This is a genomic window from Agrococcus citreus, from assembly GCF_039527715.1.
GTDB classification, from domain to species: Bacteria; Actinomycetota; Actinomycetes; order Actinomycetales; family Microbacteriaceae; genus Agrococcus; species Agrococcus citreus.
The window spans coordinates 389,934-415,597 of record NZ_BAAAKK010000001.1 but is presented as its reverse complement, the minus strand read 5'-3'; the positions used below and the strand labels follow the sequence as shown (position 1 = coordinate 415,597).

General features: G+C 72.7%; 23 protein-coding genes. 12 read left to right on the top strand and 11 right to left on the bottom strand.

Going from position 1 to position 25,664, the window contains the following annotated elements:
• Position 1 precedes the first annotated feature (1 nt).
• A complete protein-coding gene (gene zapE, locus ABD106_RS02025) occupies positions 2–997 on the bottom strand; it encodes a cell division protein ZapE (protein ID WP_343916800.1) in 996 nt (331 codons plus the stop codon).
• A 135-nt stretch (positions 998–1,132) separates the two neighbouring features.
• Between zapE and ABD106_RS02020 the strand changes: the two genes are divergently transcribed.
• Together ABD106_RS02020 and ABD106_RS02015 are read left to right on the top strand one after the other, a co-directional pair.
• Positions 1,133–2,023, top strand: coding sequence for a sulfurtransferase (locus ABD106_RS02020; RefSeq protein ID WP_343916798.1), 891 nt, complete (start codon positions 1,133–1,135; stop codon positions 2,021–2,023).
• Entirely contained in the window at positions 2,020–2,538 is a 519-nt protein-coding gene (locus tag ABD106_RS02015) for a SufE family protein (protein WP_343916796.1), read from the top strand. The genes ABD106_RS02020 and ABD106_RS02015 overlap by 4 nt, the downstream gene beginning before the upstream one ends.
• Before the next feature lie 148 nt (positions 2,539–2,686).
• On the opposite strand, the gene ABD106_RS02010 is transcribed toward ABD106_RS02015, so the two are convergent.
• Complete coding sequence (locus ABD106_RS02010) at positions 2,687–3,886, bottom strand: alpha/beta hydrolase family protein (protein WP_343916794.1); 1,200 nt, start codon at positions 3,884–3,886, stop codon at positions 2,687–2,689.
• 22 nt (positions 3,887–3,908) lie between these two features.
• On the opposite strand from ABD106_RS02010, the gene ABD106_RS02005 reads away from it, so the two are divergent.
• The 5 genes from ABD106_RS02005 to ABD106_RS01985 all read left to right on the top strand — a co-directional run bounded on the left by ABD106_RS02005 (position 3,909) and on the right by ABD106_RS01985 (position 10,687).
• Positions 3,909–4,505: a DUF3000 domain-containing protein gene (locus tag ABD106_RS02005; RefSeq protein ID WP_343916792.1), complete on the top strand. Its 597-nt coding sequence runs from the start codon at positions 3,909–3,911 to the stop codon at positions 4,503–4,505.
• Entirely contained in the window at positions 4,498–5,733 is a 1,236-nt protein-coding gene (locus tag ABD106_RS02000; protein ID WP_343916790.1) for an HRDC domain-containing protein, read from the top strand. Before ABD106_RS02005 ends, ABD106_RS02000 begins: the two co-directional genes overlap by 8 nt.
• A gap of 74 nt (positions 5,734–5,807) precedes the next feature.
• Positions 5,808–7,013 carry a thiolase family protein gene (locus ABD106_RS01995; protein WP_343917856.1) on the top strand — a complete coding sequence of 402 codons (1,206 nt, stop codon included), beginning with the start codon at positions 5,808–5,810 and terminating at the stop codon, positions 7,011–7,013.
• Positions 7,013–9,154: a 3-hydroxyacyl-CoA dehydrogenase NAD-binding domain-containing protein gene (locus tag ABD106_RS01990; RefSeq protein ID WP_343916788.1), complete on the top strand. Its 2,142-nt coding sequence runs from the start codon at positions 7,013–7,015 to the stop codon at positions 9,152–9,154. Before ABD106_RS01995 ends, ABD106_RS01990 begins: the two co-directional genes overlap by 1 nt.
• A 30-nt stretch (positions 9,155–9,184) precedes the next feature.
• Positions 9,185–10,687, top strand: a complete 1,503-nt coding sequence (locus tag ABD106_RS01985; RefSeq protein WP_343916786.1) for a DUF7059 domain-containing protein — start codon at positions 9,185–9,187, stop codon at positions 10,685–10,687.
• 15 nt (positions 10,688–10,702) lie between these two features.
• Here the strand turns inward: ABD106_RS01985 and ABD106_RS01980 are convergent, their stop codons facing one another.
• The 8 genes from ABD106_RS01980 to dut all read right to left on the bottom strand — a co-directional run bounded on the left by ABD106_RS01980 (position 10,703) and on the right by dut (position 19,475).
• The gene (locus tag ABD106_RS01980) at positions 10,703–11,527 is read right to left on the bottom strand and encodes an ADP-dependent NAD(P)H-hydrate dehydratase (RefSeq protein ID WP_343916784.1); all 825 of its coding nucleotides are present in this window, start codon (positions 11,525–11,527) and stop codon (positions 10,703–10,705) included.
• Positions 11,528–11,567: 40 nt separating this feature from the next.
• Positions 11,568–11,990 (bottom strand): alternative ribosome rescue aminoacyl-tRNA hydrolase ArfB, encoded by a 423-nt coding sequence (gene arfB, locus ABD106_RS01975; protein ID WP_343916782.1) that lies wholly within the window; start codon positions 11,988–11,990, stop codon positions 11,568–11,570.
• A 67-nt stretch (positions 11,991–12,057) separates the two neighbouring features.
• Entirely contained in the window at positions 12,058–12,504 is a 447-nt protein-coding gene (locus ABD106_RS01970; protein WP_343916780.1) for a hypothetical protein, read from the bottom strand.
• A gap of 168 nt (positions 12,505–12,672) precedes the next feature.
• A complete protein-coding gene (dxs, locus tag ABD106_RS01965) occupies positions 12,673–14,640 on the bottom strand; it encodes a 1-deoxy-D-xylulose-5-phosphate synthase (protein ID WP_343916778.1) in 1,968 nt (655 codons plus the stop codon).
• Between the two features lie 76 nt (positions 14,641–14,716).
• On the bottom strand, positions 14,717–17,563 hold the full coding sequence (locus ABD106_RS01960; RefSeq protein ID WP_343916776.1) for an aconitate hydratase: 2,847 nt from the start codon (positions 17,561–17,563) through the stop codon (positions 14,717–14,719).
• A 108-nt stretch (positions 17,564–17,671) separates the two neighbouring features.
• Positions 17,672–18,427, bottom strand: coding sequence for a DUF3159 domain-containing protein (locus tag ABD106_RS01955; protein WP_343916773.1), 756 nt, complete (start codon positions 18,425–18,427; stop codon positions 17,672–17,674).
• The gene (locus tag ABD106_RS01950) at positions 18,427–19,026 is read right to left on the bottom strand and encodes a DUF3710 domain-containing protein (RefSeq protein ID WP_343916771.1); all 600 of its coding nucleotides are present in this window, start codon (positions 19,024–19,026) and stop codon (positions 18,427–18,429) included. Before ABD106_RS01950 ends, ABD106_RS01955 begins: the two co-directional genes overlap by 1 nt.
• The gene (dut, locus tag ABD106_RS01945) at positions 19,023–19,475 is read right to left on the bottom strand and encodes a dUTP diphosphatase (RefSeq protein WP_343916769.1); all 453 of its coding nucleotides are present in this window, start codon (positions 19,473–19,475) and stop codon (positions 19,023–19,025) included. The genes ABD106_RS01950 and dut overlap by 4 nt, the downstream gene beginning before the upstream one ends.
• Before the next feature lie 82 nt (positions 19,476–19,557).
• On the opposite strand from dut, the gene ABD106_RS01940 reads away from it, so the two are divergent.
• Positions 19,558–20,022, top strand: a complete 465-nt coding sequence (locus ABD106_RS01940) for a DUF3093 domain-containing protein (protein ID WP_343916767.1) — start codon at positions 19,558–19,560, stop codon at positions 20,020–20,022.
• 207 nt (positions 20,023–20,229) lie between these two features.
• Here the strand turns inward: ABD106_RS01940 and ABD106_RS01935 are convergent, their stop codons facing one another.
• Complete coding sequence (locus ABD106_RS01935; protein WP_343916765.1) at positions 20,230–20,520, bottom strand: DUF4193 domain-containing protein; 291 nt, start codon at positions 20,518–20,520, stop codon at positions 20,230–20,232.
• 219 nt (positions 20,521–20,739) lie between these two features.
• Here ABD106_RS01935 and sepH point away from each other — a divergent pair, with 219 nt between their 5' ends.
• The 4 genes from sepH (at position 20,740) to ABD106_RS01915 (ending at position 25,629) form a co-directional block, all read left to right on the top strand.
• Positions 20,740–21,963 (top strand): septation protein SepH, encoded by a 1,224-nt coding sequence (gene sepH / locus ABD106_RS01930; protein ID WP_343916763.1) that lies wholly within the window; start codon positions 20,740–20,742, stop codon positions 21,961–21,963.
• A 163-nt stretch (positions 21,964–22,126) separates the two neighbouring features.
• The gene (locus ABD106_RS01925; protein WP_343916761.1) at positions 22,127–23,494 is read left to right on the top strand and encodes an MFS transporter; all 1,368 of its coding nucleotides are present in this window, start codon (positions 22,127–22,129) and stop codon (positions 23,492–23,494) included.
• Positions 23,495–23,554: 60 nt separating this feature from the next.
• Positions 23,555–24,514 carry an NAD(P)-dependent oxidoreductase gene (locus tag ABD106_RS01920; RefSeq protein ID WP_343917854.1) on the top strand — a complete coding sequence of 320 codons (960 nt, stop codon included), beginning with the start codon at positions 23,555–23,557 and terminating at the stop codon, positions 24,512–24,514.
• Entirely contained in the window at positions 24,514–25,629 is a 1,116-nt protein-coding gene (locus tag ABD106_RS01915; RefSeq protein WP_343916759.1) for an alcohol dehydrogenase catalytic domain-containing protein, read from the top strand. Before ABD106_RS01920 ends, ABD106_RS01915 begins: the two co-directional genes overlap by 1 nt.
• The last annotated feature ends 35 nt before the right edge of the window (positions 25,630–25,664 follow it).

Here is a 25,664-nt window from a genome sequence, read left to right as displayed (position 1 = left end):
GCTACTCGTTCGCGAGCGCGACGAGGCGCGAGATCGCTCGCAGGTACTTCTTGCGGTAGCCGCCGCCCAGCATCTCCTCGCTGAAGACCTGGTCGAGGCTCGTGCCGCTCGCCCGCAGCGCCACCTGCGCGTCGTACAGCCGGTCGACGAGCGCCACGAAGCGCAGCGCGTCGTTCTGGTCGGTGAGCACCCGCACGCCGCGCAGGCCCAGGCCGCGCAGACCCTCGACGAGCCCGATGTATCGCGACGGGTGCACGTGCGCGAGGTGCGCGATGAGCGCGTCGAAGTCGTCGAGCGCCGTCGTGCCGTCGATCGCGTCGAGCTCCCCCGGGATCGCGTCGTCGTCGACGACGGGCGCGTGCCCCGTGATGTCGCGGTGGCGGTAGTCCTCGCCGTCGATCCGCATGATCTGGAACCGGTCGGCGATCGCGGTGATCTCGCGCAGGAAGTCCGAGGCGGCGAAGCGGCCGTCGCCGAGCGCGTTCGGGGGCGTGTTGCTCGTCGCCGCGAGCTTCGTGCCGTTCGCGACGAGCTCGCCGAGCAGCCGGGTCATGACCATCGTGTCGCCCGGGTCGTCGAGCTCGAACTCGTCGATGCAGACGATGCTCGAGCCGCGCAGCTGCTGCACCGTCTCGGCGTAGCCGAGCGCCCCGACGAGCGCCGTGTACTCGATGAACGTGCCGAACACCTTCGGCCCGGGCATCGCCTTCCAGAGCGCCGCGAGCAGGTGCGTCTTGCCCACGCCGAAGCCGCCGTCGAGGTAGATCCCCGGCTTCACCTCCGGCGCCTTGCGGAACAGGCCCCGCTTCGGCTTCGTCCACGCGCCGACGAGCTCCTGCATCCGCTGCAGCGCCTCGCCCTGCGACGGATGCGCCGTGTCCGGTCGGTACGTCTCGAAGGTCGCGCCGTCGAACTGCGGCGGCGGCACGAGGCTCGCGACGATCTGCTCCGCGCCGACCTGGGGTCGGAGCTCCACGAGCGAGATCGGTGCTGGCATGGGCGCTCCTTGCGCGGCGCCGGGGCGCCTTGAGGGAAGGTCGAAGGGGAATTTCGATGGGATGATGGCGTTCCCTCCAACGAGCCTAGTCAGGCCCACGAACCCGCCGGGCGCCGCGCCCGAGAAGGAGACGCCGTGACCGAGTCCGAGCCCCGCTTCGCCGAGTACGCCGCGCCCGATCGCCTCGTCTCCACCGACTGGGTCGCCGCGCACCTCGACGACCCGGACGTCGTGATCGTCGAGTCCGACGAGGACGTGCTGCTCTACGAGGTCGGGCACATCCCGAGCGCCGTGAAGATCGACTGGCACACCGAGCTCAACGACCCCGTGCAGCGCGACTACCTCTCCCCCGAGGCGTTCGCGGCGCTGCTGGGCCGCAAGGGCATCGGCCGCGACACGACCGTCGTCTTCTACGGCGACAAGGCCAACTGGTGGGCCACCTACGCGCTGTGGGTCTTCGCCCTCTACGGCCACGACCGCACGCGCATCATGGACGGCGGCCGCGACGCGTGGATCGCCGAGGGCCGCGAGCTCTCGCGCGAGCCCTCTCGCCGCCCCGCGGTCGACTACCCCGTCGTCGAGCGCGACGACCGATCGCTGCGAGCCTTCCGCGACGACGTGCTCGCGCACCTCGGCAAGCCGCTCGTCGACGTGCGGAGCCCCGAGGAGTACGCAGGTCTGCGCACGACGGCCCCCGCCTACCCCGACGAGGGCGCGCTGCGCGCGGGCCACATCCCCACCGCGGCGAGCGTGCCGTGGGGCAAGGCCGTCAACGACGACGGAACGTTCCGCTCCCGCGCCGAGCTCGAGGCCATCTACCTCGACGGCGCCGGGCTGCGCGGCGCCGACGACGTGATCGCCTACTGCCGCATCGGCGAGCGCTCGAGCCACACGTGGTTCGTGCTCACGCACCTGCTCGGCCTGCCCGGCGTGCGCAACTACGACGGCTCGTGGACCGAGTGGGGCTCGCTCGTCGGCGTGCCGATCGCGATCGGCGACGAGCCGGGGACGGTGCCGTCGCGATGACGCTCACTCCAGCGCTCCAGCGCACCGTCGACGACTTCCAGGCCATGGAGGAGCAGGACCGCCTGCAGCTGCTGCTCGAGTTCTCCGACGAGCTGCCCGAGCTGCCGGCCCGCTACGCCGAGCACCCCGACCTGCTCGAGCGTGTCGCCGAGTGCCAGTCGCCCGTGTTCCTCTTCGTCGAGGTGGACGGTGCCCAGGCCGATGGTGCACAGGGCGACGGCGTGCAGCCCGATGGCGCACAGCCCGATGGCGCACAGCGCGATGGCGCGCAGGGCGGTAGCGCCGTGCATGTGCACGCGACGGCGCCCGCGGAGTCGCCCACGACGCGCGGCTTCGCGTCGATCCTGGCGCAGGGCCTCGAGGGCGCGAGCGTCGACCAGGTGCTCGCCGTGCCCGCCGACATGCCGCGGCTGCTCGGCCTCGACCGCGCCGTCTCGCCGCTGCGGCTGCGCGGCATGGCCGGGATGCTCGGCCGCATCCAGCGACAGGTGCGCGAGAAGAGCTCCGCCGCCTGACCGCCTTCCCTCGGGTGGTCACGACACGCCGCGCCCGAGGCCCTGGGTGGTCACGACACGCCGTCACAGACCGGGTCGGTGCGGCGTGTCGTGACCACCCGCGGGCCCGCCCGGGGGCGGTGCGCTGCTCGGCGGGGCGGCTGGCGCGTCAGTCGAAGGCCGCGATGCCGCGGGCGTCGAGCCAGCCGCCGATGTCGCGCAGGTAGCGGCCGCGGTCCAGGTTCCACAGCTTCGTGTGCCGCGCGGTGCGCCACTCGCGGTAGTCGACGATGTCGGGCCGCGCCTCGGCGAGCGCGCGCGAGGCGTCCGGCGGCACGAAGCCGTCGTCGGCGGAGTGGAGCAGCAGGATGGGCTGCGTGAGCGCATCCGCGTGCAGCACGTTGTCGAGCTCGTCGAAGTCGAGGCTGCGGCTGCCCGACAGCACCGACGCCGGCGACTCGAGCAGCCCGACGGCGGTCTCGACGAGCCACGCGGGCATGCGCACGAGTGCGACCTGCAGCCGCAGCGTCGGCCGCCACCCCACGACGGGCGAGTCGAGCACGACGCCCACGATCCGGCGGCGGTGCCGCGAGCGGCGCGCGAGCTGCAGCGCGATCTGCCCGCCCATCGACCAGCCCATGAGCACGATCCGCCGAGCCCCGCGCGCGACGGCCAGGCCGATCGCGTCGTCGACGTCGCGCCACTCGTCGAGCCCGAGCCGGAACTTGCCGTCGCGGCTCGGCGGCGCCTCGGTGTCGTTGCGGTACGACACCGCGATGCACGGGATGCCGCGCTCGAGGAACGCGGGCACGGCGCGGATCGTCTCGCGCCGCGTCACGCCCCGGCCGTGGATCTGGATGCACCAGGTCGAGGCCTCCTGGTCGCCCATGATCCACGCGGGCGCGGGGCCGAGCTCGGTGGGGATGTCGACGCGCTCCACGGCATCGGTGACGTCCTGCGGCCGGTGGAGCGCGTAGCCCGACCAGCGGGCGCTCGAGGCGCCGGAGAGCAGCTCGCGCGCCGGCTCGTCGATCGCTCGCGTGACGCTGTGCGCATCCTCGGCGACGACGGGGCCGAGCACGGCGAGGCGCTCACCCACCCACAGCGCGTAGACGCCGGGCAGCCCCGTGTCGGGCGTGCGGCCGAGCCGCACCCCGCGGGCATCGACGCCGAGCACCCGGATGTCGTCGGGCTGCGTGCGCGGCGGCGTGACGAGCATCGACCCGAGCACCGCCGATGCGCCGGTGACGGCAAGGCCCGCACCTGCGACGAGCGCGCCGGCCGCCGCGAGGGCGAGGGCGCCGGCCCGCCGCGAGCCGGTGGAGGCTGCCCCGGCGTCCCCGGCGGCGCGCCTCGCTCTGGTGCTCACGGTGGAATCGTAGTCTTGCCGAGTGGACACGAGCGGTGCAGCCCCAGCCCAGGAACCTGCGGCGTTCCGCGCTGCCGTCGACCAGCTGCGGCGCGCGGAGCTGCGCAGCGAGCTGTCGGTGCGCGAGATCCCCGCTCCCGGGCGCATCGCGCCGCACTCGTTCGCGATCGCGGCCGACGTCGGCACCCCGAGCCACGGGCGCGACTCCGACCTCGGCACCGGCCGGTTCATCCTCATGCACGATCCGGAGGAGCCCGAGGCCTGGGGCGGCGACTTCCGCATCGTGAGCTTCACGCAGGCCTCGCAGGATCCGGAGATCGGCGTCGACCCGTTCCTCGCCGAGGTGACGTGGACGTACCTGCTCGAGGCGCTCGAGCAGCGCGGCGCCGAGCACCACTCGGAGTCGGGCACCGCGACGAAGATCCTCTCGAGCGGCTTCGGCGAGCTCGCCGCCCAGGGCGACGGCGCCCAGATCGAGCTGCGCGCGTCGTGGACGCCCACCGGCCACGACTTCGGCGCGCACCTGACCGCCTGGACCGATCTGCTGTGCGCGATCGCCGGCCTGCCCGTGCAGCCCGGCGCGACGGGCCTCGACGCGCACAGGCGCACGCGTGGCTGAGCGCGACGCACCGGCGCTCCCGGAGGCGGTCGCGCAGGGACCGTTCGAGGTCGTCACCGATCCGGATGCGCTCCAGGCGGCCGCCGACCGGCTCGCGGCGGGCACGGGCCCGGTCGCCGTCGACGCCGAGCGCGCGAACGGCTTCCGCTACACCGCGAAGGCGTACCTCGTGCAGCTGCACCGGCGCGGCTCGGGGACCGTGCTCGTCGACCCGACCGCGATCGACGACCTCTCGCCGCTGCAGGAGGCGATCGGCGGCGAGGAGTGGATCATCCACGCCGCGAGCCAGGACCTCCCCTGCTTACGCGAGGTGGGGCTCGCGCCCGCGACCCTGTTCGACACCGAGCTCGGCGCCCGGCTCGCCGGCTTCGAGCGCGTCGGCCTCGCCGCCGTCACGGAGCGGCTCGTGGGCCTCACCCTCCGCAAGGAGCACGGCGCGAGCGACTGGTCGGCGCGGCCCATCCCGCGCGCGTGGCTCGAGTACGCGGCCCTCGACGTCGAGGTGCTGCCCGACGCTCGAGATGCGCTCGCCGAGGAGCTCGCCCGCCAGGGCAAGCAGGATATCGCCGAGCAGGAGTTCGCGTACGCGCTCGAGCGCCGGCCCAAGCCCCCGGCCGCCGAGCCGTGGCGGCGGCTCTCCGGCATCCAGGCGATCCGCGACCGCCGGCAGCTGGCGGTCGCGCGCGAGCTGTGGCTCGCGCGCGACGCGCTCGCGCGCGAGACCGACACGGCCCCCGGTCGGCTCGTGCCCGACCGCTCGCTGCTCGCCGCGGCGATGGCCGACGTCGACGCGAAGGGCAGGCTCGCCGCCCGCAAGGACTTCACCGGGCGCGCGAGCCGGAGCGAGCTCGACCGCTGGTGGGCGGCGATCGAGGCGGGTCGCGCCTCGACCGAGCAGCCGTCGCTGCGCGTGCGCTCGGACGAGCCGCCGCCCCCGCGCTTCTGGCGCAGCCGCAAGCCCGAGGCCGACGTGCGGCTGCGGCACGCGCGAGCGGCGGTGCAGGCGGTCGCCGACGAGCTGTCGATGCCGGCGGAGAACCTCCTCTCGCCCGACACCGTCCGTCGCCTCGCCTGGGACCCGATCGAGGTGACCGAGGATGCGGTCGCGGAGGCGCTCCGGGAGCGCGATGCGCGACCGTGGCAGGTTGCCGCGACTGCACAGAGGATCGCCGCTGCGTTTGTAGAGGCTGGCCAAGCCGATCCCGACCCCTCGGACGCGCCCTCGTAGGAAGCGGCAACCGCCGAGCGGCGCCTGCGGCCGCCTTCCTACACTGATGCCGCAATCACCCCCAATCAGGAGGCATCGTGGCCAACGACGACGTCGTGTTCGTGGACGGCGTCCGCACCCCATTCGGGCGTGCGGGCGAGAAGGGCATGTACTGGCAGACCCGAGCGGATGACCTCGCGGTCAAGGCGCTCACCGGCCTGCTCGAGCGGAACCCGAGCCTGCCGCTCGACCGCATCGACGACGTCGCGGTCGCCGCGACGACGCAGACGGGCGACCAGGGCCTCACGCTCGGCCGCACCGTGGGCATGCTCGCCGGGCTCCCCGTCACCGTGCCCGGCTACGCGCTCGACCGCATGTGCGCGGGCGCCATGACGGCCGTCACGACCGTCGCGGGCGGCATCGCCTTCGGCGCGTACGACGTCGCGATCGCCGGCGGCGTCGAGCACATGGGCCGGCACCCGATGGGCCTCGACGCCGACCCGAACCCGCGGTTCGTCTCGGAGAAGCTCGTCTCGATGGACGCCCTCAACATGGGCAAGACCGCCGAGCGCATCCACGACCGGTTCCCGCACCTCACCAAGGAGCGCTCCGACCGCTACGCGATGGCTTCGCAGCAGAAGTACGCCGCCGCGCTCGAGGCCGGGCACATCCAGCACGACCTCATCCCCGTCGCGACGCAGTCCTCGGCCGGCTGGGGCCTCGCGACCGCCGACGAGGCGCCGCGCCCGACGACGACGATGGAGGGCCTCGCGGGCCTCAAGACGCCGTTCCGCGACCACGGCCGCGTGACGGCCGGCAACGCATCCGGCCTCAACGACGGCGCGACGATGTCGATCGTCGCCTCCGGCGCCGCCGCGAAGGAGCTGGGCCTGACGACGAAGATGCGGATGGTCTCATTCGCGTTCGCCGGCGTCGACCCCGACATCATGGGCATCGGCCCCGTGCCGTCGACCGAGAAGGCGCTCCGCAAGGCGGGCCTCGACATCTCGGACATCGGTCTCTTCGAGCTCAACGAGGCGTTCGCCGTGCAGGTGCTCGCCTTCACCGATCACTTCGGCATCGACGACGACGACCCGCGCATCAACCCGTGGGGCGGCGCGATCGCGATCGGCCACCCGCTCGCCTCGTCGGGCGTGCGCCTCATGCTGCAGCTCGCGCGCCAGTTCGAGCAGCGCCCCGACGTGCGCTTCGGCGTCACCGCGATGTGCGTCGGCCTCGGCCAGGGCGGCACCGTCATCTGGGAGAACCCCCACCACAAGCGCTACGGGAAGGGCAACTGATGGCCATCCGCGAGGAGTTCCCGCGGCTCGCAGCCGCCGCGTTCGACGAGGTCGTCACGCACAGCCACGTCCGCGACATCGCGCTGCCCTCGGGCCGCACGATGGCGCTCGTCACGCTCGACAACGGCCGCGACCACACGCGTCCCTCGACGCTCGGGCCCGAGACGCTCTTCGAGCTCGGCGACGCGCTCGAGGCGCAGCGCGAGCGCGCCTCGAAGGGCGAGATCGACGCGATCGCCGTCACCGGCAAGCCGTACTTCCTGGCCGCCGGCGTCGACCTCAGCAACGTCGCCGACATCCCCGACCGCGCCACGGCCGCTGAGCTGCCGCGACTCGGGCACCGCGTGCTGGGCCTGCTGCACGAGGCGCCGGCGCCGACGTTCGTGTTCATCAACGGGCTCGCGCTCGGCGGTGGGCTCGAGATCGGCCTCAACGCCGACTACCGCACGATCAACGCCGCCGCGCCCGCGGTCGCGCTGCCCGAGGTGTTCCTCGGCCTCGTGCCCGGCTGGGGCGGGGCGACGATCCTGCCGAACCTCATCGGCATCGAGCGCGCGCTCAAGGTCGTGATCGAGAACCCGCTCAAGCAGAACCGGATGCTGAAGCCGGCCGAGGCGCTCGAGCTCGGCATCGCCGACGCGATGTTCGGTCCCGCGTCGTTCCTCGAGTCGTCGTTGCACTGGGCCGACGACGTGCTCGGCGGCAAGAAGGTCGAGCGGCCGCACGTGCCCGGCGCGATCGAGCGCACCGTCAAGTGGCCGGTGGCGCTCCGGATCGCGCGCGACATGCTGCAGAAGAAGATCGGCACCGTGCCCGCCGCGCCGTACCGAGCGCTCGACCTGCTCGAGCTCGCGCGCAAGAACGACCGCGTCGCCGGCTTCGCCGCCGAGGACGAGGCGATCGCCGACCTCGCGGTGGGCGACCAGTTCATCGCGTCGATCTACGCGTTCAACCTGGTGCAGAAGCGCGCGAAGCGCCCCGCGGGCGCTCCCGACAAGGCGCTCGCGAAGCCCGTCACGAAGGTCGGCATCATCGGCGCGGGGCTCATGGCGAGCCAGTTCGCGCTGCTGTTCCTCCGCCGACTGCAGGTGCCGGTCGTCATCACCGATCTCGACCAGGGCCGCGTCGACAAGGCCGTGGCGGGCATCCGCAGCGAGATCGAGGCGCTCGTCGGCAAGGGCCGCGTCTCGGACGACGAGGGCAAGCGCCTCTCCGCGCTCATCTCGGGCACCGTCGACAAGGCCGACTTCGCCGATTGCGATTGGGTGATCGAGGCCGTCTTCGAGGAGCTCGGCGTCAAGCAGCAGGTCTTCGCCGAGGTCGAGCCGCACCTGTCCGAGACCGCCGTGCTCGCGACGAACACGTCGAGCCTCTCGGTCGAGCAGATCGGGGCCAAGCTCGCGCACCCCGAGCGCCTCGTCGGCTTCCACTTCTTCAACCCGGTCGCGGTCATGCCGCTCATCGAGGTCGTGAAGACGCCGCAGACCGACGACGCGACCCTCGCCACCGCGATGCGCGTCTCGAAGGACCTGAAGAAGAATGCGGTCATCACGCGCGACACCCCCGGGTTCGTCGTCAACCGCGTGCTCGCGAAGCTGCTCGGCGAGGCGATGCACGCGGTCGAGCAGGGCTCGTCGTTCGAGGACGTCGTCGCGGCGCAGCGCGCATTCGGCTTCCCGATGGACCCGTTCGTGCTGCTCGACCTCGTCGGCCTCAAGGTCGGCGCCCACGTGCTCGACACGCACCACGGCGCCTTCCCGGACCGCTTCTTCGAGTCGCCGGCGCTGCACGAGCTCGCCGAGGCGGGCGTGCTGCTCGAGAAGGACGCGAAGGGCGACCCGAAGGGCATCGACAAGCGCGCGCGGAAGATCGTCGCGAAGCACACGCCGAAGGGCGCGGTGCCGCTCACGGTCGACGAGCTGCGGCTGCGGATCGAGGACGGCCTCGCCGACGAGATCAAGCGCATGCTCGACGACGCGGTCGTCGAGGCCGCGGAGGACATCGATCTCTGCATGATCCTCGGCGCCGGCTGGCCGTTCCACATGGGCGGCATCACGCCGTACCTCGACCGAGTGGGAGCGTCGGAGCGCGTCTTCGGCGGCACCTTCCACGAGCCGCGGATCGCGGGTCCGACGGCCTGATCCGGCCGCCCGATCCGGCAGACTGGCGGGATGCATCCCGCGCACGTCGACGCCCTCGCCCATGACCTCGCAGCAGCGGGGCTCACGGGCGAGGGCGTCCGTGCGCTCGTGGGCGAGCACGCGGAGGCGGCGCTCGGCCGCATGGTCGCGGAGCCCGCGCGACGTGCCGCCCGCCGCGCGGCGACGCCGCTCGCGACGCTCGTGCGCGCGTTCGTGCTCGGCGACGCGGTGGGCGCTGCCGAGCTCGCGGATGCGCTCCCGTCGCTCGGCGTCGACGGCGCGGTCGCGCTCGGGGTCGCGGAGCGCCGCGACGGGGCGGTCGCCCCGCTCGTGGCCATCCGGCCGCTTGCCTATCGCGACGCGCGCGGCAGCGGCGAGTGGTGGATCGCGAGCGACCTCGACGAGCTCGCCGGCGTCTCGCCGCTGCGCCCCGACCACGTGCTCGGCGTGGGCGGTGCCGCGAGGACGCTCGCCGCGCTGCTGCCGCCGGCCTCCGGCGGCACCGCCCTCGACCTCGGCACGGGATGCGGCGTCATCGCCCTGCACCTGCGCCGCTTCGCCGATCGCGTGGTGGCGACCGACATCTCGGAGCGCGCGCTCTGGTTCACGGCGCTCAACGCCCGCCTCAACGGCGTCGACGGGATCGAGACGCGCCTCGGCTCGCTGTTCGAGCCCGTGGCGGGCGAGCGCTTCGACCTCATCGCCTCGAACCCTCCCTTCGTCATCACCCCGCGGGCGGAGGGCGTGCCCGCCTACGAGTACCGCGACGGCGGCGCGACCGGCGACGCGCTCATGGCGGCGGTCGTGGGCGGCATCGAGGCGCACCTGGCGCCCGGCGGCGTCGCGCGCCTGCTCGGCAACTGGGAGACGATCGGCGCCGATGCGGGCCTCGACCGCACCCGCGCCTGGATCGGCGACGGGCTCGACGCGTGGGCGATCGAGCGGGAGTCGCTCGACCCGGTGCGCTACGCGGAGCTGTGGCTCCGGGACGGCGGCACGCTCCCCCGCGACCCGGGGCACGACGCGCTGCTCGACGCGTGGCTCGACGACTTCGAGGCGCGCGGCGTCTCGGCGGTGGGGATGGGCTGGCTCGCGCTGCGCCGACCGGCGACCGGCGAGCGCATGGCGCTCGCCCGCTTCGAGCGGGTGCCGCACGCGCTCGCGCTCGAGCACGTCGGCGCGCACCTGGCCGAGTCGTTCGACGCCGCGGCGTGGCTCGCGGCGCTGGACGACGCGGCGCTCGCCGACGCGCACCTCATCACCGCTCCGGATGTCACCGAGGCGCGCCACCAGCTGCCCGGTGCCGCCGGCCCCAACGTCATCGAGCTGCGGCAGGGCGGCGCGCTCGGCCGCACGCTCTCGGTCGACACGGCGCTCGCCGCGCTCGTGGGCGCGAGCGACGGCGAGCTCTCGGTGGGCGTGCTCGTCGGGGCGATCGCGGGCCTGCTCGAGGTCGACGAGCACATCCTCGCCGCCGATCTGCTGCCGCGCGTGCGCGAGCTCGTGCTGACCGGGCTCCTGCTGCGGGCGTAGGCGCGCTCCGGCGCGTCAGCGCTCGAGGAGGGCCGCGATCGTCGCGGGCAGCGCTTCGGCGACGTCGAGCGCGGCGATCGGACCGCCACCGCTCGCGCGCTCCGCGGCCAGTCCATGCACGACGGCAGCGGATGCGGCGAGCTCTGCGAGCCGCGACGGGTCGGCGTGCACCTCGCCGGCGTGCGTCGCCACGAGCGCCCCGAGGATGCCGGCGAGCACGTCGCCGGAGCCTGCGGTCGCGAGCCAGTGCGTTGCGGGCGGCACCGCGATCAGCGTGCCGTCGACAGCCGCGACGATCGTCTCCGCTCCCTTGAGGAGCACGACGACGCCGCAGGCCTCCGCGGCCGTGCGCGCCCAGTGCCCCGGTGAGTGCCGCACCGCCTCGGTGTCGGTCTCGATGCCCGCCTGCCGGAGCATGCGCACGAGCTCGCCGTGGTGCGGCGTCACGACGGCGGCACCGGCGGCGTCGGCGGCGAGGTCGAGGGCGCCCGCATCGATGACGATCGGCGCGCCGCTGCCGAGCGCGGCCTCGAGCGTCGCGGTGAGCGTCGCGGTGCGCAGCCGAGCGTCCTGACCGCTGCCGATGAGCCACGCCTCGACCCGACCCTCACCCGTGACCGCCTCCGGCCGGCGGGCGAGCACGAGGTCCTCGACGCGGCGTGGCGCGATGAGTCGCACCATGCCCACGCCCGTGCGGTGCGCGGCCTCGACCCCGAGCACGGCCGCGCCCGGGTAGCGCTCGGAGCCGGTGATGGCACCGAGCACGCCGCGGCGGTGCTTGTCGGCGAACGCGTCGGGCACGGCGATGCGCGCGGCGGTGTCGGCCTCGGTCCAGGTCATGCCGCCACGATACGCGGACCGTCGCGGCAGCCGACGGCGGCTACTCGGCGGAGGGCCGGCGCCGCTGCTGCTTGGTCTGCGACCGCTGCTGCTTCGCCGCGAGGCGCCGCCGCACCGAGCCGCGCGTCGCCCTAGTCGTGCGCCGAGGCGCGGCCTCGGGAACGAGCCCTTCGGCGACGAGCTCGGCGAGCCTGCGGAGCGCGACCTCGCGGTTGCGCAGCTGCGACCGCCGCTCCGAGGCCGTGACGGTGATCGCCCCCGCGACGAGGCGTCGCCCCAGCCGGGCCGTCAGCAGCGTGCGCTGGTCGTCGGAGAGCACGGCCGAGCCGGCGACGCTCCAGACGAGCTCGACGCGGCTGTCGGAGGTGTTGACGTGCTGCCCGCCAGGCCCCGACGACCGGGAGAACCGCCAGCCGAGCTCTGCGGCGGGGATCGTGAGCGCGGCCGACACCTCCAGGTCCATGCACCCAGCGTGGCATGCCGGGGCAGCGGCCGGAGCATCGCCGCCCGCGGCGCGCTGCGCGAGCGCGTCACGCCGACCGGCTCGGCGCGCGCGGCTGGAGCAGGTCGACGCCGCCGCCGTGGGCGAGGAGGATGCCGCGCAGCGCGCCGCCGAGGCCGTCGCCCGCGCGCCGGATCGCCTCGTGCCACGCCCAGTCGTCGGGCGTCGGCATCGACGCGCCCGGTTGCTCGAGCACGAAGGCGACCGACATGCCACCCTCGGCGATGCCGGCGATGAGCCGGCGGAGCGCCGGGCTCGCCTCGGCCTCGGGTGTCACCGGCGTCTGGTCGATCTGCGTCAGCCGCGGCAGCATGATGCCGTCGGCGTCGAGCAGCAGCAGCCACAGCCGGCGCACGAAGCCCTCGCGGATGAGGCTCCTCGCGCGGTCGAGCAGCGCCGCGTCGTCGTCGATCGGGAAGTCGCCGAGCTCGAGCAGCCGCTCGACGCTCACGTGCTCTCGGGTGCCGTCGTCCATGCCGGGCATGGAAGCGCATCCGCGGGCCGCGCCGTCGCGGAGAGCGGCGCCGCTGTGGAGAACGGGGCGGCACGCTGCGCCGTCCTCAGCCGTCGGGAGCCTCTGTGCCGACCCTCGACCGGCGGCAGCCGCCGTGCCGATCTCAGTCGGCGAGAGCGCAGCGCGAGCTCAGTCGGCGGGCGCCTCGCCGCGCACGCGCACGTCGGGGTCGAGCCGCAGCTCGTCCTCGCCCGGCAGCGGCCGGGCGATCGGCACGCGACCGGTGCCGAGCACCTGCTGCACGATGTTGCGGGCGATCGTCTGCGCCGACAGGCCCGCGTCCTCGAGGATCTCGGCCCGCTCCGCGTGGTCGATGAACGCATCCGGCAGGCCGAGCTCGTCGACCGCGGTGTCGACGCCTGCGGCGCGGAGGTCCTGCCGCACGCGCGTGCCGATGCCGCCGACGCGCACGCCGTCCTCGAGCGTGATGACGATGCGGTGGTCGCGGGCGAGCTCGACGATCGACGGCGCGACGGGCACGACCCACCGCGGGTCGACGACGGTGACGCCGATGCCCTGCGCCTGCACTCGCTGCGCGACGTCCATCGCGAGGTGCGCGAACGGACCGATCGCGATGAGGAGCACGTCGCGGTGCGGCGCCTCGAGCAGCACGTCGACGCCGTCGTCGGTGCGGCGGACGGCGTCGAGCTGGTTGGGCACGGAGCCCTTTGGGTAGCGGATGACCGTGGGCGCGTCGTCGACGAGCACCGCCTCGCGCAGCGCCTCCTCGAGCCGCGCCGCGTCTCGCGGCGCGTTCAGCCGGATGCCGGGCACGAACTGCAGCAACGCGAGATCCCACATCCCGTGGTGGCTGGGGCCGTCGGGACCCGTGACGCCCGCGCGGTCGAGCACGAACGTGACGCCCGCCTTGTGCAGGGCGACGTCCATGAGCACCTGATCGAAGGCGCGGTTGATGAACGTCGCGTAGATCGCCACGACCGGGTGCAGCCCGCCGAAGGCGAGGCCGGCGGCCGTCGTGACGGCGTGCTGCTCGGCGATGCCGACGTCGAGCACCCGGGATGCGTCGAGGGCGGCGAGGCGGTCGAGCCCCGTCGGGCGCAGCATCGCGGCGGTGATGCCGACGATCCGCTCGTCCGCCCGCGCGATCGAGACGAGCTCCTCGGCGAAGACCGAGGTCCACGATGGCCTGCCCGCGCTCGCGATCGCCTCGCCCGTCTCGGGGTCGATCTGGCCGACGGCGTGGAACTGGTCGGCCTCGTCGTTGATCGCGGGATCGAAGCCCTGGCCCTTCTGGGTGATGACGTGCACGATGACGGGCGCGCCGAAGTCGCGCGCCTGCTGCATCGCCTCCTCGAGCGCCTCGAGGTCGTGGCCGTCGATCGGGCCGAGGTACTTGATGTCGAGGTTGGAGTAGAGCACCTCGTTGTTGACGAAGCGCGTGAGGAAGCCGTGCGTGGCACCGCGCACGCCGCGGTAGACGGCGCGGCCGGGGTGGCCGAGCCGCGAGAACAGCTGCTCGGAGGTGCTGCGCAGGCTCGTGTAGGAGCGCTGGGTGCGCACGCCGTTGAGGAAGCGCGCCATGCCGCCGATCGTGGGCGCGTAGGAGCGGCCGTTGTCGTTGACGACGATGACGAGCCGGCGCCGGTTGTCGTCGGAGATGTTGTTGAGCGCCTCCCACGTCATGCCGCCGGTGAGGGCGCCGTCGCCGACGACCGCGACGACCGTGCGATCGTGCTGACCGGTGATGTCGAAGGCCCGGCTGATGCCGTCGGCCCACGAGAGCGACGAGGAGGCGTGGCTTGACTCGACGATGTCGTGCTCGCTCTCGGCGCGCTGCGGGTAGCCGGCGAGGCCGCCCCGCTGGCGCAGGCGCGAGAAGTCCTGGCGCCCCGTGAGCAGCTTGTGCACGTACGACTGATGCCCGGTGTCGAAGACGAAGGCGTCGCGCGGCGAGTGGAAGACGCGATGCATCGCCATCGTGAGCTCGACGACGCCGAGGTTGGGTCCCAGGTGCCCACCGGTGCGCGAGACCTCGCGGATGAGGAACGCGCGGATCTCCGCCGCCAGCTCCGCCAGCTGCTCGCGGGAGAGCCCGTCGAGGTCGCGAGGGCCCGTGATCTGCTCGAGGATCGCCATAGGTCCCCCATCGTAGCCGCCGAGACCAGGAAGGCCCCCTCAGCTCGAGGGGGCCTTCCTATGCGTCACCGCTGGATCACACGAGCGACCGCAGCACGTACTGCAGGATGCCGCCGTTGCGGTAGTAGTCCGCCTCACCGGGCGTGTCGATGCGGACGACCGCGTCGAACTCGACCGGCTGCTTGCCCTCGGGGCTGTGCGCCGTCGGGCTCGCGACGACGTGCACCGTCTTGGGCGTGACGCCCTCGTTCAGCTGCGTGAGACCCGTGATCGAGATCTCCTCGGTGCCGTCGAGGCCGAGCGACTCCCACGTCTCGCCGGCGGGGAACTGCAGCGGCACGACGCCCATCCCGATGAGGTTCGAGCGGTGGATGCGCTCGAACGACTCGGTGATGACCGCCTTGACGCCGAGCAGGCTCGTGCCCTTCGCGGCCCAGTCGCGGCTCGATCCCGAGCCGTACTCCTTGCCGCCCAGCACGACGAGCGGGGTGCCCTGCGCCTGGTAGTTGGCGGACGCGTCGTAGATGAAGGACTGGTCGCCCTCGGGCGTGGTGAAGTCGCGGGTGTAGCCGCCCTCCACGCCGTCGAGCAGCAGGTTCTTCAGACGGATGTTCGCGAACGTGCCGCGGATCATGACCTCGTGGTTGCCTCGGCGCGAGCCGTAGGAGTTGAAGTCGGGCCGCGCGACGCCGTGCTCGGTGAGGTAGCGGCCTGCGGGGCTGTCGGCCTTGATGCTGCCGGCGGGCGAGATGTGGTCGGTCGTGACCGAGTCGCCCAGCTTCGCGAGCACGCGAGCGCCCGTGATGTCGGCGACCGGCGTGATCTCCATCGTCATGCCGTCGAAGTACGGGGGCTTCCGCACGTACGTCGACGACGCATCCCACTCGAAGACGTCGCCGGCGGGCGTCGGCAGGTTGCGCCACCGGTCGTCGCCGTCGAACACCGCCGCGTACTGCGTCGTGAACATCTCGGTGTCGATCGACGAGTCGATCGTCGCCTGCACCTCCTCGGCGGAGGGCCAGATGTCGGCGAGGAACACGTCCTGGCCGTCCTTGCCCTTGCCGAGCGGCTGCTGGTCGAAGTCGAAGTCCATCGTGCCGGCGAGCGCGTACGCGATCACGAGCGGCGGCGACGCGAGGTAGTTCATCTTCACGTCGGGGTTGATGCGACCCTCGAAGTTGCGGTTGCCCGAGAGCACCGCGGTGACGGCGAGGTCGTGGTCGTTGACCGCCGCCGAGACCTCGTCGATGATCGGTCCCGAGTTGCCGATGCACGTCGTGCAGCCGTAGCCGACGGTGTAGAAGCCCAGCTCGTCGAGGTCCTTCGTCAGGCCCGACTTGTCGTAGTAGTCGGTGACGACCTTCGAGCCCGGCGCGAGCGTGGTCTTCACCCACGGCTTCGCCTTGAGGCCACGCTCGACGGCGTTCCGCGCGAGCAGGCCGGCGGCGAGCATGACCGAGGGGTTCGACGTGTTCGTGCACGACGTGATCGCGGCGATCGCGACGTGGCCGTGGTCGAGCTCGAACGACTCGCCGCCGAGCTCCACCGGGACGCGCTGCGAGATGCGCTCGGCCGTCGGGGTCGACGTGGGCGCGGCCGCGGTCGGTGCGACGAGCTCCTCGTCGGTCGCGGGCGTGAACGATGCGGGGTCGGAGGCGGGGAAGCTCTCCTCGACCGCCTCGTCGACGACGTCCTTCTCGGTCGGCTGCCCGGCCGGCTCCTCGGTCGCGGTCGCGTAGTTCGTGAGGTCGCGCGAGAACTGCTGCTTCGCGTCGGTCAGCTGGATGCGGTCCTGCGGGCGCTTCGGGCCGGCGATCGACGCGACGACGGTCGAGAGGTCGAGCTCCATGTACTCCGAGAACGTCGGCTCGACCGAGGGGTCGTGCCAGAGGCCCTGCTGCTTGGAGTACGCCTCGACGAGCGCGACCTGCTCCTCGCTGCGACCGGTGAAGCGCAGGTAGTCGAGCGTGACGTCGTCGATCGGGAAGATCGCGGCCGTCGAGCCGAACTCGGGGCTCATGTTGCCGATCGTGGCGCGGTTCGCGAGCGGCACCGCGGCGACGCCCGTGCCGTAGAACTCGACGAACTTGCCGACCACGCCGTGCTTGCGGAGCATCTCGGTGATGGTGAGCACGACATCCGTCGCCGTGACGCCCGGCGGGATGTCGCCGGTGAGCTTGAAGCCGACCACGCGCGGGATGAGCATCGACACGGGCTGGCCGAGCATGGCCGCCTCGGCCTCGATGCCGCCGACGCCCCAGCCGAGCACGCCGAGGCCGTTGACCATCGTCGTGTGCGAGTCGGTGCCGACCACGGTGTCGGGGTAGGCGGTGAGCTCGCCGTCGAAGGTGCGGGCGTAGGTGACCTTCGCGAGGTGCTCGATGTTCACCTGGTGCACGATGCCGGTGCCCGGCGGGACGACCTTGAAGTCGTCGAACGCCGTCTGGCCCCAGCGCAGGAACTGGTAGCGCTCGCCGTTGCGCTCGTACTCGATCTCGACGTTGCGCTCGAGCGCGTCGGTCGTGCCGAAGAGGTCGGCGATGACGGAGTGGTCGATCACGAGCTCTGCGGGCGCGAGCGGGTTGATCTTCTTCGGGTCGCCGCCGAGTTCGGCGACCGCCTCGCGCATGGTGGCGAGGTCGACGATGCACGGCACGCCGGTGAAGTCCTGCATGACCACGCGGGCCGGCGAGAACTGGATCTCGGTCGAGGGCTCCGAGTCGGCGACCCACGAGCCGACCGACTGGATCTGCTCCTTGGTGATGTTCGCGCCGTCCTCGGTGCGCAGGAGGTTCTCCAGCAGCACCTTGAGGCTGAACGGGAGGCGCTCGTGGCCCTCCACCTTGTCGATCCGGTACACCGTGTAGTCGGTGCCTCCGACCGACAGCGTGTCCTTGCTGTCGAAGCTGTTCGGGTTCGCCATCGTGACTCCTTAGGGGTCTCACGGGATGCGCTGGCTGCGCCTCGAGTGTATGCCTCGGACCGGCCGACATGGCGGGCAGAGGGAGAGATATCTTGACGTCAAGATATCTTACCGCGCGTCGGCCTCCGCCGCATCCGCCTGCGTGTCCAGCACGGAGCGCACCATGAGCCACGTGACCCAGAGCGCGGCGAGGTAGAGCGGCACGCCCATCGCGAGCTTCGTGGCCGCGAGCAGCTCGACCGCGCCGGGCGTGCCGGCGTCGGCGGCGAAGTACATGGGCACCTGCAGCGCGAGCCGCGCGCCGATCACGGCGAGCCACAGCACCGTCGCGCGCCACGCGACGGCGCGCTTGGCGCGCTCGGTGCGCCAGGCGTAGGGGGTGGCGGTGAGTGCGCCGGCGATGATGCCGACGAGCGGGCGGCGCAGCAGCATGCTCACCACGAGCACGACGACGAGCACCGCGTTGACGGTGAACCCCCACAGGAAGTTGTCCTCGCCCTGGCCCGTGAGGAGCGCGACCGCCGCCGAGATGCCGACGCCGATGAGCCCGGCGAAGGCGAGCACGGGCTGGCCCTTCTGCACCACGCGCCACGCCACGAATCCGACCGAGACGACGAGCGGCACGAGCACCGCGAGCAGGACGTCCTTCGTCGTGGCGTAGAGCACCAGGAAGAGGATGCCGGGCAGCAGCGACTCGACGAGCCCGCGCGCGCCGCCCATCGCCGCGAGCAGCGCGTGCGGCGAGGGCTTCGACGCGGGGTCGAGGTGGCCGAGCGTCGAGCCGCGGATGGCGGCGCCGACCTGGTCGGAGAAGGACGGCTCGGGCGCGTCGGGCTGCCCTGGCTCGGCGCGCTCGTCCGCCATCAGACCGACTTCGGAGCCGTGAGCGGGATGAGCTCGCGCGGCGGCATCGGCTGCGCGCCGCGGCACACGACGGTCGAGCGGAAGAGCTCGATCGCCTTGGCGGCCTGCTCGTCGTCGAGCGCGGCCTTGCCGCCGATGAGCCCCTGGAGCATCCAGCGCGGGCCGTCGACGCCGATGATGCGCACCGCGCGCGGCGAGCCGTCCGGTCCGGACGGCAGGTGCGCGCGGAGCTCGGGCCCGAGGAGGCCGTCGGCGTCGTCGACCGTCGCGCCCTGGCGCTCGAGCTGCGAGCGGAGCACCTCCCGCACGGGCGCCCAGATGCCCTCGCTGCGAGGCGCGGCGAACGGCTGGAGCTGCACGGTCGAGCCCTCGTGCTCGAGCGTGACCGCGACGATCCGCTTCGTCTTCTCCTCGACCTCGAGGCGCATCTGCATGCCGGGACGGGGCACGATGCGCAGGCCGCCCAGGTCGACGTACGGGCGCACGGGAGCCTCGGCCTCGTCGAGCGGACCGACCTCGGCCCGGTCGTCGGGTGCGCTCTTCTCGACGAGCGCCTCGTCGTCGGGCAGCTGCTCTGCGCCCTCGGTGGTGTCGGTCATCGTGCGATCCCCTCCTGGACGGTGCCGTGGCCCGTCGATCCGTGCCCGCGCTCGCCCCGGTCCGATCCCGGCAGGCGCTCGACCTCGATGAAGCGCACGCGCTCGACGCGCTGCACGACGAGCTGCGCGATGCGGTCCCCCACCTCGATGCGGTGGGGCTCGGTGCCGGTGTTGAGCAGGTTCACCTTGATCTCGCCGCGGTAGCCCGCGTCGACGGTGCCCGGAGCGTTGACGATCGTGATCCCGTGCTTCGCGGCCAAGCCGCTGCGGGGATGCACGAACGCCGCGAAGCCGTCCGGGAGCGCGATCGCGACGCCCGTGCCGACCAGCGCTCGCTGGCCGGGCTCGAGCGTGAGCGCCTCGGCGGCGTGGACGTCGGCACCGGCATCGCCCGGGTGCGCGTAGGACGGCACCGGCGATCCGGTGACCAAGACTTCGACCTGCTCCATCGCAGTCGAGGCTAGCCGAGCCCCGGCCGGTCGAGGAACACGCTCCGCGGCAGCACCTCGCCGCACGCGGGATGATGGAGGCATGAACCCCGCCCACTCGTACCGCGAGCGGCTCGTGCCGCCGTGGTGGATGCTCCTGCTCCTGCTGCTCATCGTGCCCGCGGCGCTCCTCGTGTTCCTGCCCGTCGACCTCCGCGTCGGCGCAGCGGTCGCGGTGGGGCTCTACGCGATCATCGTCGCGGTGCTGTGGCTCGGCGCGCCCGTGGTCGAGGTGCAGGCCGGGATGCTCCGCGCGGGCAGGGCGCGCATCGACGTCGTGCACCTGGGCGCGGCGGATGCGCTCCAGGGCGCCGACGCGACCGCGGCGCTGCGGGCGGACTGGAACCCGGGCGACCACCACGTGATCTCGCCGTGGACGAAGTCGGTCGTCCGCGTGGCGGTCGAGGATCCGAGCGATCCCACCGGCGCGTGGGTGATCAGCTCGCGCCGGCCCGAGCAGCTCGCCTCGGCGATCCGGGACGCGCGGTCGGTCGCCTCGGGGGCCTGACGCCAGAGCGACGTGGTCTCGACTCGGGCGCGGCGCGGGCGCCCCGTCCGGCTCGACCAGCAGGGAGCGACGTGGTCTCGACTCGGGCGGGGAGCGGGGCGCCCCGTCCGGCTCGACCAGCAGGGCCCGTCCGGCTCGACGAGCAGGAGTGCACGCAGCGAGAAGCGCCCGCCGCCTCGAGGGCGACGGGCGCTGCCTATCGGTGGATCAGTTGGCGCACTCGCGGCAGATCGGCCCGAGCTTCGTCTCGTGGTCGAACTGCAGGCGGTGCTTCACGAGGAAGCAGTGCACGCACGTGAACTCGTCCTCCTGCGGCGGCAGCACGACGACGTCGAGCTCGACGTCGGCGAGGTCGGCCGCGGAGAGGTCGAAGCTGCCCGGGTTGTCGGCGTCGTCGTCGGTGGCGACGCTCTTCGCGGGGACTCGCTCCTTGAGCGCCTCGATCGACTCGTTCTCGCTGTCGTCGGTCTTACGCGGGGCGTCGTAATCGGTGGCCATGAGGGCAGTCCTTGCTTGGGGTGGGAGCGGCGTCGGCGCACAGTCTGCACGAATCGGCACCGCACCGCAAATCAGATACCTCGTCCGGACTCCCTGAGGAGGCCGCACGGATCCGTGCATCCGTCGGAACGCACGGCGCGCCCGCGCCATTCCCGCGTGGCGGCCCGACCGCGTGGGATGCTGGCTCGGACCGACACCGCCAGGAAGGAACGACGAATCATGCAGCAGCTGAGCGTCATCGGCGTCGAGGACGGCGTGCTCATCCTCGAGTCCGATTCCGGCGAGCGCTTCAGCGTGCCCGTCGATGCACTGCCCGAGCGTCGGAAGACGCCGAGCGCCATCCCCCACCGGGAGCGCAAGGCGAGCCCGCGCGACATCCAGTCCCTCATCCGCGGCGGCATGACCGCCGAGCAGGTCGCCTCGTCGACCGGTGAGGAGCTCGCCTACATCGAGCGCTTCGAGGGCCCGGTGCTCGCCGAGCGGGCGCACGTGCTCGACTCCGCGCTCTCGATCCCCGTCGCGTCCGGCGACATCGACCCGCTCGCGCAGGAGACGACCTTCGGCGCCGCGATCGAGGAGCGCCTCGACGACCTGCGCGCGACCGACCGCTCCTGGGCATCGTGGAAGGACGCCGACGGCGGCGCGTGGACCGTGCGCCTGCGCTTCACGACCGAGGGCATCCAGCACGAGGCGCTGTGGGGCTACGAGGCGAAGAAGGCCACGCTCACGCCGCGCGGCAAGGAGGCGGTCTCGCTGAGCCAGTCGAGCGACGCCTCGAGCGTGCTCGTGCCCCGCTTGCGCGCGATCGACCGCCAGTCGCGCCCCGCCGCGCCGGCGAGCGCCGACGAGCCGGCCGCGTCGCCCTCGTCGTCGCCTGCGCCGGCTGACGACCAGCCCGCTCCGCCGATCTCGCAGCGCGCCGCGACCGACGCCGGTCGCTTCGACTCGGATGCGTTCCGCATCCAGCGAGGCACGTCGCGCTCCGCTCCCGAGCCCGTCGAGGCCGCCGCCGACCTCGAGGAGGCCGTGTCGTCCACCGCAGCCGTCGAGAGCTCGGTCGACGAGCGCCGCGAGCCGACGAAGGCCGACAACCCGTGGCTGCGCCGCCGCGGCGGCGAGGTCGGCAGCCAGCCCGAGAACGTGCAGGCCGCCGCGATCAACCGGCCGGCCGCCTCGTCGCAGCCGAACCACACGGCGGAGCTGCTCGACGCCCTGCGCCGCCGGCGCAGCGAGCGCGAGGCAGCGCTGCGCACCGCCGAGAGCGAGCCCGCGCTCTTCGAGGCAGAGGCGCAGTCCCAGCAGCAGCAGCCCTCCGCCGAGCCGGAGGAGCAGCGCCCGCAGCGCGCCACGGCGACCGGCCCGGTCGGCGGCCGCAAGCGGGGGTCGCGCGCGTCGATGCCGAGCTGGGACGAGATCGTCTTCGGCAGCCGCAGCGAGGACTGACCCGACGATGCGCGGCCGCTCGCCGCGCATCGCGATCGACACGCAGAGAGGGGCGCCCGCACGGGCGCCCCTCTCTGCGTGTCGCGGCGCACCGGACGCACCTGAACCATCCGTCATGTTAGATTCACCGCGCACAGTCCCGTGCACCTACGAGGAGGTAGGCATGACAGCACCCGCGCACGACACCACGCGCGACAACGACCGGAAGGGTCTGGGCCGCGTCGTCACTGCGGCCATGGCCGGCACCGTCGTCGAGTGGTACGAGTTCTTCCTGTACGCCACGGCGTCCACGATCGTCTTCAACCTGATCATGTTCCCCGCGAACGACGATCCGTACTTCCCGATCATCAGCGCGTTCCTGACCTACGCGGTGGGCTTCATCGCCCGTCCGCTCGGCGGCATCGTCTTCGGCCACTTCGGCGACAAGTACGGCCGCAAGAAGATGCTGCAGTTCGCGATCATCCTGGTCGGTGTCGCCACGTTCCTGATGGGCTGCCTGCCCACGTTCGACCAGATCGGCTACTTCGCTCCTGCGGCGCTCGTCGTCCTGCGCTTCTTCCAGGGCTTCGCGGTCGGCGGCGAGTGGGGCGGCGGCGTGCTGCTCGTCGCAGAGCACTCCCCCAACAAGGAGCGCGGCTTCTGGTCGTCGTTCCCGCAGGCCGCCGTGCCTGCCGGCAACCTCATCGCCACGGTCGTGCTGCTCGTGCTCCAGTGGACCCTCTCCGACGACGACTTCCTCGCGTGGGGCTGGCGCATCGCGTTCTGGCTCTCGGTCGTCATCGTCGCGGTCGGCTACTACATCCGCACGCGCGTCACCGACGCTCCGATCTACCAGCAGGTCCGCGACGAGGTCGCGCAGTCGAACGCGCAGGCGTACGGCGTGCTCGAGGTGCTCAAGCGCTACCCCAAGGGCGTGCTCACGGCCATGGGCCTCCGCTTCGCGGAGAACGTGCTCTACTACCTCGTGGTGACGTTCTCGATCGTCTACCTGCGCACGTACCTCGAGTACGACGTCTCGCGCATCCTCGGGCTCATGGCGATCGCGCACGTCGCGCACTTCATCTTCGTGCCGATCGTCGGCAAGCTCACCGACGTCGTGGGCCGCAAGCCCATGTACCTCGCGGGCGTGCTGCTCGGTGCGACGTGGGGCTTCATCGCCTTCCCGATGTTCGAGACCGGCAGCGACATCATCATCCTGCTCGGCATCATCATCGGCCTGCTGTTCCACGCGCTCATGTACGCCGGCCAGCCGGCCATCATGGCGGAGCTGTTCCCGACGCGCATGCGCTACTCGGGCGTCTCGCTCGGCTATCAGGTCACGTCGATCGTCGCGGGCTCGCTCGCGCCGATCATCGCGACGGCGCTGCTGAGCCAGTTCGACAGCTACATCCCGGTCGCGCTCTACATCGTGGTCGCGTGCATCATCACGCTCATCGCGGTGCTCGCGCTCAAGGAGACGAAGGGCATCTCGCTCCACGACGTCGACGACATCGACCGCGAGCGCCTGCTCGCCGAGAAGGGCACGCTCTGATCGTCGATCAGGGCGAGTGATCGGGACGGGCGGCGAGGGCATCCTCGCCGCCCGTCCTGCATCCCACGGGATAGCGTTGCAGCACACCAATGGAAGGAATCGACGATGACGTCAATCGCCTGGATCGGACTCGGCAACATGGGCAGCCGGATGTCCTCCCACCTCGTCGCCGCGGGTCATGAGGTGCGCGGCTTCGATGTCGTGGATGCGCTGCGCGAGCGGGCGGCGGAGCACGGCATCGCGCCGGTCGGCTCGATCGCCGAGGCGGTCGAGGGCGCGGACGTCGTCATCCTGAGCCTGCCGAAGGGCGACCACGTGCGCCAGGTGCTCGAGAGCGACGACGGCGTCTTCGCGCACGCGAAGCCGGGCACGCTCATCCTCGACACGTCGACGGTCGACATCGAGACGTCGCAGTGGTGCCACGGCCAGGCGGGCTCGCGCGGCCTCCGGTTCGTCGATGCCCCCGTCTCGGGCGGCACGCAGGGCGCGCAGGCCGGCACGCTCACGTTCATGCTCGGCGGCGTCGAGGACGACGTCGCCGACGCGAAGGAGATCGTCGCCCCGATGGCCGGCAACGTCTTCGCCGTCGGCGAGGCGACGCACGGCATCGCGGCGAAGCTCGTCAACAACATGATGCTCGGCATCTCGGTCCTCGCGATGTCGGAGGGCTCGCAGCTCGCGCACCAGCTGGGCCTCGACCCGAAGGCGTTCTTCGACGTCGCGCGCGTCTCGTCGGGCGACTCGTGGGCGCTGCGCACCTGGTACCCCGTGCCGGGGGTCGTGCAGGGCGCCGCCGCGAACGACAACTTCGACGCATCCTTCTCGGCGATGCTGTGCCACAAGGACATCGCGCTCGCCGTCGCGGGCGCCGAGGCGACCGGCGTCAAGGTGCCCGCGGCGACGCTCATCCGCGACCAGCTGCAGCGGCTGCTCGACGACGACCTGGGCGGCAAGGACTGCACGCTCGTCGTGCGCGAGGCGAGCCCCGACGGCACCGTCGCGGGCTGGGACGGCCGCTGATGCGCATCCGCGGCGCGGTGCTGCGCGCGATCGGCGCCGAGCGCCCCTTCGCCTCCTCGCGGCCGCTCGAGCTCGTCGACCTCGAGCTCGACGAGCCGGGACCGGGCGAGCTGCTCGTGCGCATCGAGGCGGCGGGCCTGTGCCACAGCGACCTGTCGGTCGTCGACGGCGCCAGGCCCCGCCCCGTGCCGATGCTGCTCGGCCACGAGGCCGCCGGCATCGTCGAGGCGGTCGGCGCCGGCGTCGACGACGTCGCGGTCGGCGACCGCATCGTCACCACGTTCCTGCCGCGCTGCGGCGAGTGCGCCGCGTGCGCGACCGACGGCCGGCTGCCGTGCGAGCGCGGCTCGGCGTCGAACGGCGCCGGTGAGCTGCTGGGCGGCGGTCGCCGGCTGCACGAGGGCGACGGCGCATCCGCGACCGACGTGCACCACCACCTGGGCGTCTCGGCCTTCGCGACGCACGCGGTGCTCGATCGCCGCTCGGTCGTGCCGGTCGGCGCCGACGTGCCCCCGCAGGTCGCCGCGGTGCTCGGCTGCGCGATGCTCACGGGTGGCGGTGCCGTCATCAACGCCGGCAAGCCGCGCGAGGGCGACGACATCGTCATCGTCGGGCTCGGCGGGGTCGGCATGGCCGCGCTGCTCGCCGCCGTCTCGCTCGGCCTCGGCCGCGTGATCGGGGTGGATGCCGTGCCCGCGAAGCTCGAGACGGCCCTGCAGCTGGGCGCGGCCGTCGCGCTCTCGCCCGACGACGCGATCGCGCAGGGCCTGCGCGCGCCCGTCGTCATCGAGGCCGCCGGGCACCCGAGGGCGTTCGAGACCGCGTTCGCCCTCACGGCGGCGGGCGGGACGACCGTGACCGTCGGCCTGCCGCATCCGGACGCGCGCTCGTCGCTCTCGCCGCTCACGTTCACGGCCGAGGCGCGCACCGTGATCGGCTCGTACCTCGGTTCGGCCGTGCCCGCGCGCGACATCCCACGCTACGAGCAGCTGTGGCGCGAGGGCAGGCTCGACGTCGAGGCGCTCGTCACGAGCGAGATCCGGCTCGAGGAGCTCAACGAGGCGCTCGACACGCTCGCCGACGGGAAGGCGATCCGCCAGGTCGTCACGTTCTGAGGCTCAGCCTCCGAGCACGGACGAAGGGCGCGACC

Excerpts from the sequence above, each read along its gene's own strand:
- zapE (WP_343916800.1), bottom strand. The coding sequence starts at position 997 with ATGCCAGCACCGATCTCGCTCGTGGAGCTCCGACCCCAGGTCGGCGCG.
- ABD106_RS02015 (WP_343916796.1), top strand. The coding sequence starts at position 2,020 with ATGACGCTCACTCCAGCGCTCCAGCGCACCGTCGACGACTTCCAGGCC.
- ABD106_RS01990 (WP_343916788.1), top strand. The coding sequence starts at position 7,013 with ATGGCCATCCGCGAGGAGTTCCCGCGGCTCGCAGCCGCCGCGTTCGAC.
- ABD106_RS01985 (WP_343916786.1), top strand. The coding sequence starts at position 9,185 with ATGCATCCCGCGCACGTCGACGCCCTCGCCCATGACCTCGCAGCAGCG.
- ABD106_RS01980 (WP_343916784.1), bottom strand. The coding sequence starts at position 11,527 with ATGACCTGGACCGAGGCCGACACCGCCGCGCGCATCGCCGTGCCCGAC.
- arfB (WP_343916782.1), bottom strand. The coding sequence starts at position 11,990 with ATGGACCTGGAGGTGTCGGCCGCGCTCACGATCCCCGCCGCAGAGCTC.
- ABD106_RS01970 (WP_343916780.1), bottom strand. The coding sequence starts at position 12,504 with ATGGACGACGGCACCCGAGAGCACGTGAGCGTCGAGCGGCTGCTCGAG.
- dxs (WP_343916778.1), bottom strand. The coding sequence starts at position 14,640 with ATGGCGATCCTCGAGCAGATCACGGGCCCTCGCGACCTCGACGGGCTC.
- ABD106_RS01960 (WP_343916776.1), bottom strand. The coding sequence starts at position 17,563 with ATGGCGAACCCGAACAGCTTCGACAGCAAGGACACGCTGTCGGTCGGA.
- ABD106_RS01955 (WP_343916773.1), bottom strand. The coding sequence starts at position 18,427 with ATGGCGGACGAGCGCGCCGAGCCAGGGCAGCCCGACGCGCCCGAGCCG.
- ABD106_RS01950 (WP_343916771.1), bottom strand. The coding sequence starts at position 19,026 with ATGACCGACACCACCGAGGGCGCAGAGCAGCTGCCCGACGACGAGGCG.
- dut (WP_343916769.1), bottom strand. The coding sequence starts at position 19,475 with ATGGAGCAGGTCGAAGTCTTGGTCACCGGATCGCCGGTGCCGTCCTAC.
- ABD106_RS01940 (WP_343916767.1), top strand. The coding sequence starts at position 19,558 with ATGAACCCCGCCCACTCGTACCGCGAGCGGCTCGTGCCGCCGTGGTGG.
- ABD106_RS01935 (WP_343916765.1), bottom strand. The coding sequence starts at position 20,520 with ATGGCCACCGATTACGACGCCCCGCGTAAGACCGACGACAGCGAGAAC.
- sepH (WP_343916763.1), top strand. The coding sequence starts at position 20,740 with ATGCAGCAGCTGAGCGTCATCGGCGTCGAGGACGGCGTGCTCATCCTC.
- ABD106_RS01925 (WP_343916761.1), top strand. The coding sequence starts at position 22,127 with ATGACAGCACCCGCGCACGACACCACGCGCGACAACGACCGGAAGGGT.
- ABD106_RS01915 (WP_343916759.1), top strand. The coding sequence starts at position 24,514 with ATGCGCATCCGCGGCGCGGTGCTGCGCGCGATCGGCGCCGAGCGCCCC.